The following is a 14,027-nucleotide window of genomic DNA, read 5'->3' as shown; positions in this document are numbered from 1 at the left end:
ACCCCTGTTGTACCTGGATTCTAGGCCTGCTAGCGTTGCCAGGTCTTCAACTTGCAAGCGTTTGTAGACCGGACGCGTCGGCGCGTGCGGCTGATCTGAAAGGACCCAGCGTGACCGAGATCTTGGACCGCATCGGAGCCGCCCGGCTCGTCCCCGTCGTCGTGCTCGACGACGCCAGCTCGGCCGCACCGCTCGCCGAGGCCCTCACCGCCGGCGGGCTCCCGGTCGCGGAGGTCACCTTCCGCACGGCCGCCGCCGTCGAGTCGATCAGGGCGATGTCCGCGAACCCCGACATGCTCGTGGGCGCCGGCACCGTGCTCACCCCCGAGCAGGTCGACGCGGCCGTCGACGCCGGGGCCTCCTACATCGTCTCCCCCGGGCTCTCGGTGCCGGTGGTGCGCCGTTGCGCCGAGCGTGGCGTGCTCGCCCTGCCCGGCGCCGTGACGGCGACCGAGGTGCAGGCGGCGCTCGCCGAGGGCCTGCAGGCCGTCAAGTTCTTCCCCGCTGCCACCTCGGGTGGTGCCGCAGCGATCAAGGCGCTCTCCGCTCCGTTCGGCGGTCTGCGGTTCGTGCCCACCGGCGGCATCGGGCCGGCCAACCTCAACGACTACCTGAGCATCGAGGCCGTGCTCGCCGTGGGCGGCTCCTGGATGGTCCCCCGCGCCGACATCGCCGCCGGCGACTTCGCCACGGTCACCTCGCTGACCGCCGACGCCGTCGCCCTCGCCAGCGCCTGAGCCCACACACCTGAGAACGAAGGAAGAGAGTTCACCGATGAGCCTGTCCATCCGCCCGGCGCAGGAGTGCCGCTACGACATCGTCTCCCTCGGCGAGGTGATGCTCCGACTCGACCCCGGTGAGGGTCGGATCCGCACCAGCCGCAGCTTCCGTGCGTGGGAGGGCGGCGGCGAGTACAACGTCGCCCGTGGCCTGCGCCGTGCGTTCGGGCTGCGCGCCGCCGTCGTGACCGCGCTCGCGGACAACGAGGTGGGCCGTCTGGTCGAGGACTTCATCCTGCAGGGCGGCGTGAGCGCCGATCACATCAACTGGGTGGCCTACGACGGCATCGGCCGCACCGTGCGCAACGGCCTCAACTTCACCGAGCGCGGCTTCGGCGTCCGTGGCGCGGTCGGTGTCTCCGACCGTGGCAACACCGCGATCTCGCAGATCAAGCCGGGAGACGTCGACTGGGACCACCTGTTCGGGCAGCTCGGCGCGCGCTGGCTGCACACCGGCGGCATCTTCGCGGCACTCTCGGAGTCGACCGCGGAGGTCGTGGTCGAGGCTGTCACGGCCGCCAAGAAGCACGGCACCGTGGTCTCCTACGACCTCAACTACCGCCCGAGCCTGTGGAAGTCGATCGGCGGCGAGGCGAAGGCGCAGGAGGTCAACAAGGCGATCGCACCGCACATCGACGTGATGATCGGCAACGAGGAGGACTTCACGGCCTCGCTGGGGTTCGAGGTCGAGGGTGTCGACGACAACCTCTCGGCGCTCGACGTCACGAAGTTCCAGTCGATGATCGCGACTGCGAGCGCCGCGTACCCGAACTTCGAGGTCATCGGGAACACCCTGCGGACCGTGCACAGCGCCTCCGACAACGACTGGGGCGCGATCGCCTGGTCGAAGGACGAGGGCTTCGCCGAGGCGACCCACCGGCCGCACCTGGAGATCCTCGACCGCGTCGGCGGCGGCGACTCCTTCGCCTCCGGCCTCATCTACGGGCTGATGACCGGTGAGTCGCTGCAGACCGCCGTCGAGTACGGCGCCGCCCACGGCGCGCTGGCGATGACCACCCCCGGTGACACCACGATGGTGACCAAGGCCGAGGTCCTCAAGCTCGCCGGCGGCGGGTCGGCGCGCGTCGACCGCTGAGCCCACGAGCGACGTACCGCACCTCGCCACCCGATCGGGTGACGAGGTGCGGTGCGATCGTTGTGACGTCGGAGCAGCGGTGGTACCCCTGGGGCCTACTCGGTGATCGTGGCTCCCTGCAGGGACTCACGGATCTCGGGGAGCCGATCGAAGGCCTGGCTCGCGGTGCAGCTGCCCACGCCCTGGATGACATCGGTGTAGGCACCGCGCTGGATCACGGTGATGAGCGCTGCCTGGTAGAGCGTGCCCACCTGCGGGTGGGTGAAGGCGCCCTCGATGCGGAACGAGCGGTGGGCGCCGCCGAACGCGTCGCGGTACTCCTGCCCGGTCTCCTCCCAGTCGGGCGCGCTCTGCAGCGCCTCGACGGTGGCCTGAGCGGTCTCCTCGAGCGTGGCGCCGATCGCGCGACGGCTCGTGATGACGACGTTCGGCTGGAACTCCTGCGCGCCCTCGAGCGACTTGCCGATGGCGACGAGCGCCTCGGCAACCGTGAGAACCTCCCACCCCTCCGGGCGTGGCAGCGAGACCCCGACAGGTGCCGGGAACTCGGCGCTCGGGTAGGTGACAGAGTCGGACATTCTTCTCCTTCAGAGTGTGGCGAGGTGCAGGAAAGCTGCCGGGCTAGAACCCGAAGAAGCTCTTGACGTCGTCGACGATCTTCTTCGGTTTGATCTCGAGATCCAACTTGACACCGGCGCCGACACCGAGCGCAACCCCGAAGTCGAGCGAGACCTTGACCTCGTCGGCTGTGACCGCGATGTCGGCCTTGGCGTCCACACCGATGCCGGCGCGGACGTCCGCGCCGACGTTGGCCTTGGCGCCGGAGACCCCCACGGCGGCGTCTGCCTCAGCCTTCGCACCCGCGAAGGCGGTGACGCCGGCGTTGGCCGAGACACCATCGAGACCGACGTCGACGCCGGCGCTCGCGTTGGCCTCAGCGCCCGCCATGCCTCGCACACCGACCTCGGCCGAGACGGGACCGGCGTTCCAGGTGCCCTTGGCCGACCCCTCCACGCCGGCGAAGGCGTTCGCCTCCGCTCTCGCGTGGACGCCGTCGAGACCGATCGAGGCGTTGGCCGAGGCATCGGCCTTCGCGCCGCCGTAGAGACTGGCTTCGCCGCCGAAGGTTCCGAAGTGCGTGTTGGCCGAGCCCTGAGCGTTGAGGTCGAACAGATGAGCATCGGCCTCAGCGCCTGCGCCCGCGTACCAGTTGCCATCCCGGTAGCCGGTGCCGTTCCAGGTGCTGGCGCTCGCACCCGGACCTTCGGCGGACGCCCGGTTCCCGGACGGGACGCCTGCCTCGAACGTGGCCTCCGGCAGCACCGGGTTCGGCGCGATGATCGAGGCGATGGCGGTGTAGAGATCGTCACCGGCCGTGTCGATGTCGGTCTGCAGGGTGGTGGCCCGCGTCCACAACCGATCGTTCTCGGCCTGGAGCCCGGGGGCGTCGCGCCAGGTGCTCCACACCTCGCCGTCGATCGAGCCGCCCGCCTTGGCGAACGCGTCCATGTCATTGGCGCGCCGCACGAAGTCCCTGACGTCGGTCTCGAGCGTGGTCGACGTGGTCTTGAGGGTGCCCAGCGTCGTGCCCGCATCCACGAGGGCCTGGCCCATCGCTGTCATGTTGGACCCGACGGTCTCCATCGGTGAGGTGATCTTGGGGATCGACTGGTACACCGCCGGCGCCTCGGGCGCGTGGTAGTTGGCCTCGGTCAGACCCGCCCATGCTCCGGTGATGGCCGTCGCGGCATCCGTGGCGTCGGAGGCGGAGGTCTTCAGATCGCTGCCCGCTGTCTGCACGGTCTCGGGGTTGCCCTTGACCTGGGGGACGTCGGTGACCTGGATCATCGCGTACGTCATCGTGCCACCGGGGTGCGGGTCGAGCTGCTCGTCGTGTACCGGGACTGCTCCTGGCCGCCGCTGCTGACCGCGTAGGTCTGACTGGTCGACTGCGTCTGCTCGTTACCCCGCGTCGACGTGTTGTTGTAGTAGGTGGTGGTGTCGGTGACCCCGTTGTGCGTGCTGGAGGCTCGGTGGGTGGTCTCGCTGCTCGAGAAGCCCTTGCCGGTGCTGGAGTGCGACGTCTCGGTCGCGACCGTCTGACCACCGTTGGTGCTGGTGCGCTCGTAGGTGTGGTCGCGGGTGGTGCCCTCGGTCCTGCTCGGCATGTTCTCGTTGACACCCGCCAGGCCCCGGTTGTTGCCGGCGCCGGTGGTGTCCGTGCCGTTGGCCCAGTCGTTCAGCGCGGTCTCGCTGTTGGTGAACGCGGTCCCGTGCTCGAAGAACACCTTCGCCTCGGTGGCCTTCTGCTCGGCGACCATGTCGGCGCTGCTGTTCTCGTAGACGGCCAGTGCCGCCCGCACGGCGCTGACGCAGCTGGTCGCGTAGGTCTTGACCCTCTTGACGTCGCGCTCATGGTTCTCGCGCAGCGTCTTCAGCCTCGCCAGGGCGTTGTGGAACTCCGGCGGCAACGCACCCTCGGCATCCGAGAGCGGATCGGTGATGGCCGTCACGACGGCGTCGACGTCGCCTATCGCGGTCTCGGTGTCCGTGGCGACCTTGCCAGCACTCTCGTTGTCTACCGCGTACTTCTCGCCAGTCATCGATCTCCCCGCTACATCCCCAGCTACGAACTCGTGCCAGCCTAGGGCCTGCGGAGCAGCCGCGGCAGGGCAGAGGTCCCCATCGGTCAGCCCTCGTGAGCCGCCCTGGCCTCCTGCATCGCGGCCGAGGCGTAGACGCCGTTCACGATCACCCCGTCGAGCCACGCGGTCAGCTGCTCTGCGTGCGAGTCGAGGGCCTGCCGCACCCGCGCGGGCACCTCCTCGAGCAGGTGGACCCGCACCGCACCAGTCTGGTCCTGCACCCAGGTCCCGACGATCCGACCGTCCCACCAGGCGGTCGTCCCGGCGTTGCCCGCCGAGTCGAACGTCATCGCCCGGTGCGGGCCGAGGTAGAAGTCGCGCCCGTGCCAGCCCATCACGGTGGGGTCGAGCGTCGGGAGCAGCGCGACCCACTCCGCTGGTCTCGCCACCGGCTCGACATCCTCGGGCAGCAGCCACCCGGGCCGATCGGTGCCGTCCATGCTGACCGGCACGGCCTCGACGTCGAGCAACGCTGCGCGCACCGCCGTGAGGGTCCCGCCCAGCCACCACCGCAGGTCGGCCTCGGTGCCCGGACCGAAGGTCCGCAACCAGCGCCGCACCAGCTCGGCATACCCCTCGCGCTCCGACTGCGGCTCGGGCACGGTCGGCAACCACGCCGAGGTGGCGCGCCAGCGCGGCTTCGAGAGCCGCCAGTGCCCACCGTTGCTGGCGCGCAGCACCCGCCCCTGCGCGTTCAGCAGCCACAGCAGCTGCGGCGCGACAGGCGTGGCGGCCGCCCACTTCCCCGCACCCCGATCGACCTTGACGTCGACCTCCGGCACCAGCTCGCGGAGCTCGGCTCCGCTCACCTCTCGAGTCTCGAGCAGCTCGACGACGGCGTCCCCCACCCTCTCGAGCCAGCTCGCGCCGTCGTGCGTGACGCCCGAGGCGACCAGGTCCGTGGCGAGGCGCGGCCCCAGCGTGCGGGCCACGCGTGCGCTCGCGCTCCCCCACGCAGCAGGCAGCAGGTCGAGCGGGAACACGAACAAGGTCTGCCGCATCGCGGTCTGCTTGACGAGCGTGCGGGAGCCGTACAAGGCCTCCTCGACCGCTCCGAACGACAGTCCAGCGACGCGAGCCCACAGGGCCAGGTGCACGCTCGCCGGCTCGGTGGCGTGCAGCACGGTCATCCCACGCGTGGCCGCGACCTCGTCCCCAAACCGGCTCTCGACCGCCAGCCCTTGGCGGACCGCGAGCCGAGACCGGCGCTCGTCGTCGTCGACGCGGCGCACCGGCATCGGCTGCCTCCGCGCGGTCATCGACCTGCTGGGCGCCGCTGGCAGCGTGGGCAGCGGAAGGAGGACCGGTTCGCGAACTCCTCGCGGCGGATCGGCGCACCGCACCGGTCGCAGGGCTGGCCCTCGCGGCCGTACACGTGCAGCGAGCGGTCGAAGTAGCCGCTGGCGCCGTTGACGTTGACGTACAGCGAGTCGAAGCTGGTGCCGCCCGCCTTGAGCGCGGACCGCATCACCTCGGTCGCTGCGTCGAGGAGCAGCCGCACCCGGGCAGCCGGCAGCTTCGTGCCGGGCCGGTCGTAGTGCAGGCGAGCGTGCCAGAGCGCCTCGTCGGCGTAGATGTTCCCGATACCGGAGACCAGCTCCTGGTCGAGGATCGCCCGCTTGATGCCGCGGGAGGAGGAGCGGATCCGCCGCGCGAGCGCTGCGCGCAGGGTGGTGCCGGGCGCCAGCAGCGGGTCGAGGAGATCCCGGCCGATGTGCTGCGCCACGTCCGGCAGCACCGCGTCGGAGCCGATGCCCCCGGCATCACCACCTGGCCCGCCGTCGAGCGTGGGCACCAGATCGGTGGCGGCGAGATGCCCAAAGGTGCGCTGGTCGTGGAAGTCGAGCACGCCGCCGTCGGCGAACGTGATCCGGACCCGCCGGTGCGGATGCTCCGGGTTCGGATCGTCCGGGAGCAGGAACTGACCACTCATGCCGAGGTGCGCGAACAGCGCCTCCTCGGCCGGCCCGCCGGACTCGTGCAGCGGCAGCCACAGGAACTTCCCACGCCGCACCGCCGAGGTGAACCGCCGGCCCACGAGCCGGGCAGCGAGCTCGTCCGCGCCGCCGACCTGTCGCCGGACCACGCGGGCGCCGAGCGGCCCGCGCACCGCCACCTCGGCGATCTCACGATCGAGCACGTGCAGCGCCAGCCCGGCGCGCACGGTCTCGACCTCAGGAAGCTCCGGCACTGTCCCGGTGCGCGTGCTCGATCAGCGCCGCGTAGGCGCGTGAGGCTGCCTGCTGCTCGGCGACCTTCTTGCTGGTCCCCTCGCCGACGCCCCAGGTCACCGAGTCGAGCACGAGGCGCGCCTCGAAGTAGCGCTCGTGATCGGGACCGCTGCCCTCGACCAGGTACGTGGGAACGCCGAGCCCGCGCTCGGAGGCCAGCTCCTGCACGCTCGTCTTCCAGTCGAGACCGGCACCCATGCTCGCGGCCGCCTCCAACGTGGGGCCGATCAGCGCCTCGACGACGCGCCGGGTCGACTCCAGCCCGTGGCTCAGGTACACGGCGCCGATGACGGCCTCGAACGTGTCGCACAGGATCGAGTCCTTGTCGCGACCACCCGTGGCCAGCTCACCCTTGCCGAGGAGCACGTAGGCACCGAGATCGAGCGTGCGCGCGATCTCCGCGAGCGCGCGTTGCGACACCGACGCCGCGCGCATCTTGGCGAGATCCCCCTCCGGCCTGTCCGGCAGGACGCGATAGAGGTACTCGGTCACTACCAGGCCGACGACGGCGTCCCCCAGGAACTCCAGGCGCTCGTTCGTGGGGATGCCGCCCGCCTCGTGCGCGAAGCTCCGATGCGTCAGGGCCAGGACCAGCAGCTCGGGATCGAGATCGATCCCGAGCCGTTCGGCGAGATCCTGTGCTGCGGCGCTCACCTCGGCTCCTCGCCCTCACCCTCGGCGTCGTCCCCGTCGCCTCCGCGGGCGAGCTCCGAGAGCGCCGCCCAGCGTGGGTCGAGGATCTCGTGGCTGTGGCCGGGCTCGGCGTCGTCGAGCCGGACCCCGCACTCCGAGCACAGGCCCGCGCAGTCGGGCGTGCACACCGGCTGGAACGGCAGCGAGGTCACCACGGCATCGGTGACGGTGGTCTCGAGGTCGAGCAGGTCGCCGTCGAGAACGGGCAGCGGCTCCGGGTCCTCGCCCTCGTCGGCGGTACGCCTGCTCCGGGTGTCCTCGTAGGCGAAGAGCTCGGTGATGTCGACGTCGACCTCCTCGGACAGCTCGCGCAGGCACCGTACGCACTCGCCGGTGGCGGTGCCCGTGGCGGTGCCGGTGACCAGCACACCCTCGCTCACCGACTCGAGCCGAAGCTGGAGGTCGAGGGAGGCGCCGGCGGCGATCGCGATGACGTCCGAGCCGAGTGGCTCGGCCAGGGTCACGCTGACGTCGAGCTCACGCATCGACCCGGGGCGGCGGGAGAGGTCGTGGATGTTGATGACGAACGGACTGGTGGTCATGAGCTTGCTCCGCCCTCCTCGGACTCGTCGCGGAACCGGTCGATGCGGCTGACACGCTGCGGCTTCTCGGGGCGCTCGTTGTCGAGCTTGGCCTTCTCGACCCGGCTGCGCGCGCGCTCGATGAGCCGTTGCCGGCCTGCGGCGACCTGGTTGGTGATGGCCCCGAGGTCGATCTCGAACTGGGCCAGCTGCTTGTCGCAGTAGTCGTCGGCCTCGCGCGCGAGCTCTTCACCACGATCCCGGGCCGCGGCGATGATCTCCTCCGCACGCTGGTTGGCGATGGCCACGACGGCCTCTTCGGAGACGAGCCGCTCAGCGCGCGCATGCGCCTTCTCGAGGATCTTGGCGGCCTCGCGGCGCGCACGCTCGAGCACCGCGTCGGCGTCGGCCACGAGGGTGTCGGCCTGCGAGATCTGGCTCGGCAGCACGGCCTTCGCGGATTCGACGAGCTCGAGCACCTCGGCCCGGTTGATCAGCGCGGACGCCGACATCGGCATGGCACGTGCACCGGCCACGAGGTCGCTGAGCTCGTCGAGGATCGCGACGAGCGACTCACCGCTGCTGGGTTCGGTCATCGGCTCTCTCCCTTGTTGCGGCGCACCTCGAGGGCGGCGTGCACGGCATCGGCGACACCGTCAGGCACGAGGTCGTCGATCGTGCCGCCGTGCTTGGCGACGTCACGGACCATCGACGACGCGATGTGCGACAGCGACGCCGCGCCGACCAGAAAGACCGTGTCGACGCCGCTCAGGTGGCGGTTCATCAAGGCCATCGGGTGCTCGGCGTCGAAGTCCGCACCGCCGCGCAGGCCCTTGACGATCGAGGTCGCCCCCACCTCACGGCACAGATCGGCGAGCAGGCCGGGCATCGCGACCACGCGGACCCCGGGCATGTCCTCGACGGCGGCGGCGAACAGCGCGACCCGGGTCTCGTCGTCGAGCAAGGGGGTCTTGGCGGCGTTGACGCCCACCGCGACCACCACCTCGTCGAACATGGTGCGAGCGCGCCGCACGATGTCCACATGACCGAGGGTCACCGGGTCGAACGACCCCGGACAAACCGCCACTCCTGCCATGGCGCCAACCTATCGCGAGAGAGCCGAGCCGCCATGACAAGCGACGGCAAGGCGGCGCAACCGCAACCGCTTGCACCTACGATGGAAACCAGTTACCGAACCCCACCGAAGAAGAGGCCATGGCCACCACGCGACTCACCGACGTCGCCCTCCTGCTCCGCCCCGACGACGATGTCGCGATCACCACGAGCGACCTGGTCGCCGGGACCGAGCTGATCACCGACGACGGCACGCTCGTCGTCGCCGTCGACGTGCCACGGGGTCACAAGCTCGCTGTCCGCGCGATTCGCGAGGGTGAGCAGGTCCACAAGTACGGCCAGTCGATCGGGCTCGCCACCGCGCCGGTAGCGGCCGGCGACCACGTGCACAGTCACAACCTCGGCATGGACACGAGCGACCGCGCGCACGAGTTCGGAACCGCCCGCGTGGTCCCGACCTTCCCCGAGGGACTCCCCCGCACGTTCCTCGGCTACGACCGCGGCGATGGCCGCATCGGCACCCGCAACTACATCGGCGTGATCACCTCGGTGAACTGCTCGGCGAGCACCGCCAAGCTGATCGCGGACCAGTTCCGCGGCATGGGCACGCTCGACGAGTACCCATCGGTCGACGGCGTGATGGCGCTCGCGCACACCTCCGGGTGCGGCCTGGTCTCGGGATCCGACGGCGCCGACCTGCTGCTGCGCACGCTTCGCGGCTACGCGCGCCACCCCAACTTCGGCGGCCTGCTCGTGCTCGGCCTGGGCTGCGAGATGCTGCCGGTCACCTCGCTGGTCGAGGGGCTGGGGCTGCCCGAGGGCATGCACATCGAGTCGATGACGATCCAGGACACCGGCGGCGTCCGCGCCACGGTGCGAGCCGGCGTCGAGAAGATCAGGGAGATGCTGCCGGTCGTCAACGAGGCCAGGCGCACCCCGCAGGACGTGAGCGAGCTGGTGCTCGCCACCAACTGCGGCGGCTCGGACGGCTACTCCGGCATCACCGCCAACCCAGCGCTCGGGCTGGCGGGTGACTGGCTTGTCGCGGCCGGCGGCACGTCGGTGCTCGCCGAGACGCCCGAGGTCTACGGCGCCGAGCACCTCCTCACCCGGCGAGCGGTCTCCCCCGAGGTGGGTCAGAAGCTGCTGGACCGGCTCGAGTGGTGGAAGGACTACACCGCGGCCGGTGGCGGCACGATGGACAACAACCCGTCACCGGGGAACAAGGCCGGCGGCCTGACGACGATCCTCGAGAAGTCGCTGGGCGCCGTCGCCAAGGGTGGTTCGGCCGAGATGGCAGCCGTCTACGAGTACGCCGAACCGATCACCACCAAGGGCTTCGGGTTCATGGACACCCCCGGGTACGACCCTGTCTCGGTGACCGGGCTGGTCGCGGGTGGCTCCACGGTGGTCGTGTTCACCACGGGCCGTGGCTCGGTGTTCGGGTGCAAGCCCACGCCGTCGATCAAGGTCGCGACCAACACCCCGATGTACGACCGGATGGCCGAGGACATGGACATCAACGCCGGCCGCATCGTGGATGGCACCGCCACCCTCGAGCAGGTCGCGCGCGAGATCTACGAGCGGATCGTCGCCGTCGCCTCCGGCGAGCAGACCGTCAGCGAGGAGATGGACATCGGCCAGGAGGAGTTCATCCCCTGGCAGCTGGGCGCCGTCACCTGACCAGGCGGCGCGTAACTCCAGCGCCCAGGTGGCAACCGCGTCACGGGCCGCGCCGGTCAGGCTGCGGCCAAGAGCCAGCTGACCTCGCGACGCAGGAGGTCGGCGCGCACGTCGCCGTAGGCGGGCACGTCGTGACCGAGGGTGTCGACGACGGCGCGCACCGGCGCGTCCGCCTCACCTGTGTGCGTCCACACGATCGGGTGGACGAGGCCGTCGTGGACCTGGGTCACCAGCGGCACGATCGCGGGACTGGTCTCGAGGTAGGAGTAGCGCTCGTCGACGATGTCGATCTCCGCCGGCATCCCCGCGGTGATCGGGTGATCGCCGCCGGTGACCTGCACCGTGGCCGGGCCGCCCGGCGGGTGCATCGAGGTGCCCGGGACCCAGCGCCCGCCGAGCACCTCGGCCCAGCGGGGGTCGTCGTAGAAGGTGTTGGTGGCGGCGTGCACCGCGAGCACAGGTCCACCGGCCAGCGCATGCCCGAGCACCGCGTCCCGCCAGCGCACCGAGACCGACTCGGCCTCGCCGGGGATCGCGTCCGCACCACCGCCGCAGTTGACGATCAGCAGCCGGGCCGGGACCGGCTCGTCGGCGTCGCTGCCGCACACCTGCACGGTCAGCCCGGTCGCACGAAGGATCTCCGAGATCCTCGTGGAGGTGCCGATGAAGTCGTGCCACGGGTCCGCATACCGCCCCTGGCCGCTGAGGACGGCGACGTCGAGATCAGTCATGTCCCCACCTTAGGCGGTAAGCGATTACCGGTAGGCTGGCCGCCGTGCACTACGACCCGGTGACCCTGACCGTGGCTGACCGTGACGCCGAGGTCGCCGTCGCTACCTATCACGACGGCGAGGACCTCCCGCCCGAGCTCTCCCCACGGCCCTACCTCCATCCGGTCCGCACGCCCGCGGGCGCGGACCTCACCGAGATCTACCCCGAGGACCACCGCCACCACTACGGCGTGAGCGCCGCCGTTGTCGATGTCAACGGGGTGATGTACTGGGGCGGGAAGTCCTACGTGCACGGCCAGGGCTACACGATGCTCGAGAACCAGGGCCGCCAGCGCGGCCCCGCCCCGACCGTCACCCGCGAGGCCGGCCGCACCGTGCTGCAGCAACAGCTCTCGTGGACCGGGCCCGACGGCGAGGAGCAGGTCGTCGAGGACCGTCACCTTCGCCTGGCCCGGGTCGAGCACGAGGTGCCCGCCCACCTGCTCACGTGGCGCAGCGACCTGCACGCACCGCACACCGACCTGGTGATCGGCTCGCCCGCCACGCGTGGGCGCACCGGCGCTGGGTACGGCGGGCTGTTCTGGCGCGTCGGGCCCGAGTCGACCTGGACCGTGCGCGTGAGCACCCCGGGCGGCGTGGTGAGCGGCGAGGAGAGCTGCCTGGGCGCGCTCGGCCGCTGGCTCACGCTCACGCAGGTCCGCGACAGCGGCCCGGTGACACTGCTGCTCGGTCAGCCCGACGACCCGGCCGTCATGCTCCCCTGGTTCGTCCGGGTGAGCGGTTACGTCGGAGCCGGGCCGGCGGTGGCGTGGGACGCGCCGACCACGCTCGCTCGGGGCGACTCCCGCAGCCTGCACCTGTGGGCGGCTCTCGTCGACGCCGAGCTCGAGCCGGCGGCCGCCGATGCTCTCTACCGCGACCTGGAGAACCTCGCGTCATGAATAGCACCCCACGACGTTCCGCTCCCCCGCTTCGCTCCGCCGCACAACGTCGCGAGGACCCCGCAAAGGCCACGACCTTCGCCGTCATCGGCATCCACGGCTATGGCCGCCTGCACCTTGCCGCGATCTCCCAGCTCGTGGGCGAGGGGCTGGCCGAGCTCACCGCCGTCGCCGATCCGCGCGGCGCCGAGGGCGCCGACCAGGTCCCCGCGGGCACACCGTGCTACGCCGTTCTCGACGAGCTGCTGGCGGCCGGTGTCCCCGATGTCGTCGTGCTCGCTACCCCGATCAACACGCACGCGCCGCTCGCTGTCCAGGCGATGCGCGCCGGCGCTCACGTGCTGGTCGAGAAGCCCACCGCGGCCACGCTGGCCGAGCTCGAGGAGATGGTCAGGGTCTCCGAGGAGACCGGGCGCGTCGTCCAGGTCGGCTTCCAGAGCTTCGGGTCGCACGCCCTCGCCGAGATCGACCGGCTGGTGGCGAGCGGCGCGATCGGTGAGATCACCGGGGTGGGTGGTGCAGGCCACTGGCAGCGCGCCGTCTCCTACTACGAGCGGTCCCGCTGGGCCGGTATGAGAACCCTCGACGGCGTCCCGGTCGTCGACGGGGTCGTCACCAATCCGCTCGCCCACGCGGTCGCGACCGCGCTCAAGATCGCCGGGGCCGTCCGTGCCGAGGATGTCGAGAGCGTCGAGGTCGAGCTGTTCCACGCTCACGACATCGAGGCCGACGACACCTCCAGCGTCCGCGTCCGCACCACCACGGGCACGACGGCGACCTTCGGGCTCACGCTCTGCGCAGCTGTGCAGTCCGAGCCGATCATCACGGTGCAGGGCAGCCGCGGCGAGATCGTCTTCGGCTACACCTCGGATGTGCTCAGGGTGCGCACCGAGTCGGGCACGACCGAGCAGCGGCTCGGCCGCACCGGGATCGTGCGCAACCTCGTGGAGCACCTCGCCGACCCGAGCGTGGCGCTGATCGCTCCGATCGCCGACACCGGCGCCTTCATGCGCGTGCTCGAGGCCGTCCGCACCGCACCGGACCCGGTCCAGGTCGACGACGCCTACGTCACCTGGGTCGGCGAGGGCTCCGATGCCCACCCGGTGCTGGCCGACGTCGAGGCGTGGTGCGACCGGGCAGCGGCCGAGCACAAGCTGTTCAGCGAGCTCGGTGCCCCCTGGGCGGTGCGCTGAGCGTCCGCACGTCTCAGCCGACAGCCTTCTTCACCAGGTCGCGCAGCGTCTTCTCGACCTCGTCGGTCCACTCGAGGACGGCGAACGAGGTCGGCCACATCACGCCGTCGTCGAGCTTGGCGCCGTCGTCGAAGTTCACGGTCGGGTAGCGGGTGTCGAACTTCGAGGACGGCTGCACGAACATCATGACCTTGCCCTCCCGCGCGTAGGACGGGAAGCCGTACATGGTCTTGGGGTCCAGCTCCGGCGCCTCCTCGGCGACCACGACGTGGAACCGCGAGGCGACCTCCTTGTCGACGCCGGTGAGTGCCTCGATGGCGCTCACGCACGCCTCGAACTCGCGTGCGCGCTTCGCCGCTCCCTTGACACCCTTGGTCGCCCGCAGCTCCTCGGCGCGCTGCTTCATGGCATCGCGCTCGGCCTTGCTGAATCCACCCATC

Annotated in this window: 16 protein-coding genes; 5 read left to right on the top strand and 11 right to left on the bottom strand. The window is 70.8% G+C overall.

Features of this window, described 5'->3' with window-relative positions:
• Nucleotides 1-110 precede the first annotated feature (110 nt).
• Both eda and GPA03_RS01260 read left to right on the top strand, forming a co-directional pair.
• The gene (gene eda, locus GPA03_RS01265) at nucleotides 111-737 is read left to right on the top strand and encodes a bifunctional 4-hydroxy-2-oxoglutarate aldolase/2-dehydro-3-deoxy-phosphogluconate aldolase (RefSeq protein ID WP_241681021.1); all 627 of its coding nucleotides are present in this window, start codon (nucleotides 111-113) and stop codon (nucleotides 735-737) included.
• Nucleotides 738-774: 37 nt separating this feature from the next.
• The gene (locus GPA03_RS01260; RefSeq protein ID WP_156250195.1) at nucleotides 775-1,875 is read left to right on the top strand and encodes a sugar kinase; all 1,101 of its coding nucleotides are present in this window, start codon (nucleotides 775-777) and stop codon (nucleotides 1,873-1,875) included.
• A gap of 95 nt (nucleotides 1,876-1,970) precedes the next feature.
• Here the strand turns inward: GPA03_RS01260 and GPA03_RS01255 are convergent, their stop codons facing one another.
• The 9 genes from GPA03_RS01255 to coaD form a co-directional block, all read right to left on the bottom strand.
• On the bottom strand, nucleotides 1,971-2,453 hold the full coding sequence (locus GPA03_RS01255) for an LpqN/LpqT family lipoprotein (protein WP_156250194.1): 483 nt from the start codon (nucleotides 2,451-2,453) through the stop codon (nucleotides 1,971-1,973).
• Nucleotides 2,454-2,496: 43 nt separating this feature from the next.
• Entirely contained in the window at nucleotides 2,497-3,735 is a 1,239-nt protein-coding gene (locus GPA03_RS01250) for a hypothetical protein (protein ID WP_156250193.1), read from the bottom strand.
• On the bottom strand, nucleotides 3,732-4,478 hold the full coding sequence (locus GPA03_RS01245) for a hypothetical protein (protein ID WP_156250192.1): 747 nt from the start codon (nucleotides 4,476-4,478) through the stop codon (nucleotides 3,732-3,734). The genes GPA03_RS01250 and GPA03_RS01245 overlap by 4 nt, the downstream gene beginning before the upstream one ends.
• An 86-nt stretch (nucleotides 4,479-4,564) precedes the next feature.
• Nucleotides 4,565-5,779 (bottom strand): winged helix DNA-binding domain-containing protein, encoded by a 1,215-nt coding sequence (locus GPA03_RS01240; RefSeq protein ID WP_206673424.1) that lies wholly within the window; start codon nucleotides 5,777-5,779, stop codon nucleotides 4,565-4,567.
• Nucleotides 5,776-6,711 (bottom strand): bifunctional DNA-formamidopyrimidine glycosylase/DNA-(apurinic or apyrimidinic site) lyase, encoded by a 936-nt coding sequence (mutM, locus tag GPA03_RS01235; RefSeq protein ID WP_156250191.1) that lies wholly within the window; start codon nucleotides 6,709-6,711, stop codon nucleotides 5,776-5,778. The genes GPA03_RS01240 and mutM overlap by 4 nt, the downstream gene beginning before the upstream one ends.
• Entirely contained in the window at nucleotides 6,695-7,405 is a 711-nt protein-coding gene (gene rnc / locus GPA03_RS01230; protein WP_156250190.1) for a ribonuclease III, read from the bottom strand. The genes mutM and rnc overlap by 17 nt, the downstream gene beginning before the upstream one ends.
• On the bottom strand, nucleotides 7,402-7,986 hold the full coding sequence (locus tag GPA03_RS01225; protein WP_156250189.1) for a YceD family protein: 585 nt from the start codon (nucleotides 7,984-7,986) through the stop codon (nucleotides 7,402-7,404). The genes rnc and GPA03_RS01225 overlap by 4 nt, the downstream gene beginning before the upstream one ends.
• Nucleotides 7,983-8,561, bottom strand: coding sequence for a hypothetical protein (locus tag GPA03_RS01220; protein ID WP_241681020.1), 579 nt, complete (start codon nucleotides 8,559-8,561; stop codon nucleotides 7,983-7,985). Before GPA03_RS01220 ends, GPA03_RS01225 begins: the two co-directional genes overlap by 4 nt.
• Nucleotides 8,558-9,061, bottom strand: a complete 504-nt coding sequence (coaD, locus tag GPA03_RS01215; protein WP_156250188.1) for a pantetheine-phosphate adenylyltransferase — start codon at nucleotides 9,059-9,061, stop codon at nucleotides 8,558-8,560. Before coaD ends, GPA03_RS01220 begins: the two co-directional genes overlap by 4 nt.
• A gap of 119 nt (nucleotides 9,062-9,180) precedes the next feature.
• Between coaD and GPA03_RS01210 the strand changes: the two genes are divergently transcribed.
• On the top strand, nucleotides 9,181-10,722 hold the full coding sequence (locus GPA03_RS01210; RefSeq protein WP_156250187.1) for a UxaA family hydrolase: 1,542 nt from the start codon (nucleotides 9,181-9,183) through the stop codon (nucleotides 10,720-10,722).
• 56 nt (nucleotides 10,723-10,778) lie between these two features.
• Here GPA03_RS01210 and GPA03_RS01205 read toward each other — a convergent pair whose 3' ends face one another.
• On the bottom strand, nucleotides 10,779-11,453 hold the full coding sequence (locus tag GPA03_RS01205; protein WP_156250186.1) for a ThuA domain-containing protein: 675 nt from the start codon (nucleotides 11,451-11,453) through the stop codon (nucleotides 10,779-10,781).
• Between the two features lie 44 nt (nucleotides 11,454-11,497).
• Here GPA03_RS01205 and GPA03_RS01200 point away from each other — a divergent pair, with 44 nt between their 5' ends.
• Nucleotides 11,498-12,394 (top strand): DUF6807 domain-containing protein, encoded by an 897-nt coding sequence (locus GPA03_RS01200; RefSeq protein WP_162458216.1) that lies wholly within the window; start codon nucleotides 11,498-11,500, stop codon nucleotides 12,392-12,394.
• A complete protein-coding gene (locus tag GPA03_RS01195) occupies nucleotides 12,391-13,587 on the top strand; it encodes a Gfo/Idh/MocA family protein (protein ID WP_156250184.1) in 1,197 nt (398 codons plus the stop codon). Before GPA03_RS01200 ends, GPA03_RS01195 begins: the two co-directional genes overlap by 4 nt.
• 13 nt (nucleotides 13,588-13,600) lie before the next feature.
• Here the strand turns inward: GPA03_RS01195 and GPA03_RS01190 are convergent, their stop codons facing one another.
• The gene (locus GPA03_RS01190; RefSeq protein WP_156250183.1) at nucleotides 13,601-14,026 is read right to left on the bottom strand and encodes a hypothetical protein; all 426 of its coding nucleotides are present in this window, start codon (nucleotides 14,024-14,026) and stop codon (nucleotides 13,601-13,603) included.
• Between the last annotated feature and the right edge of the window lies 1 nt (nucleotide 14,027).

Source organism: Pseudactinotalea terrae (assembly GCF_009733845.1).
Taxonomy (GTDB): Bacteria; Actinomycetota; Actinomycetes; order Actinomycetales; family Beutenbergiaceae; genus Pseudactinotalea; species Pseudactinotalea terrae.
The sequence above is the reverse complement of the archived record's forward strand: the minus strand, read 5'-3'. Positions and strand labels throughout refer to the sequence as shown.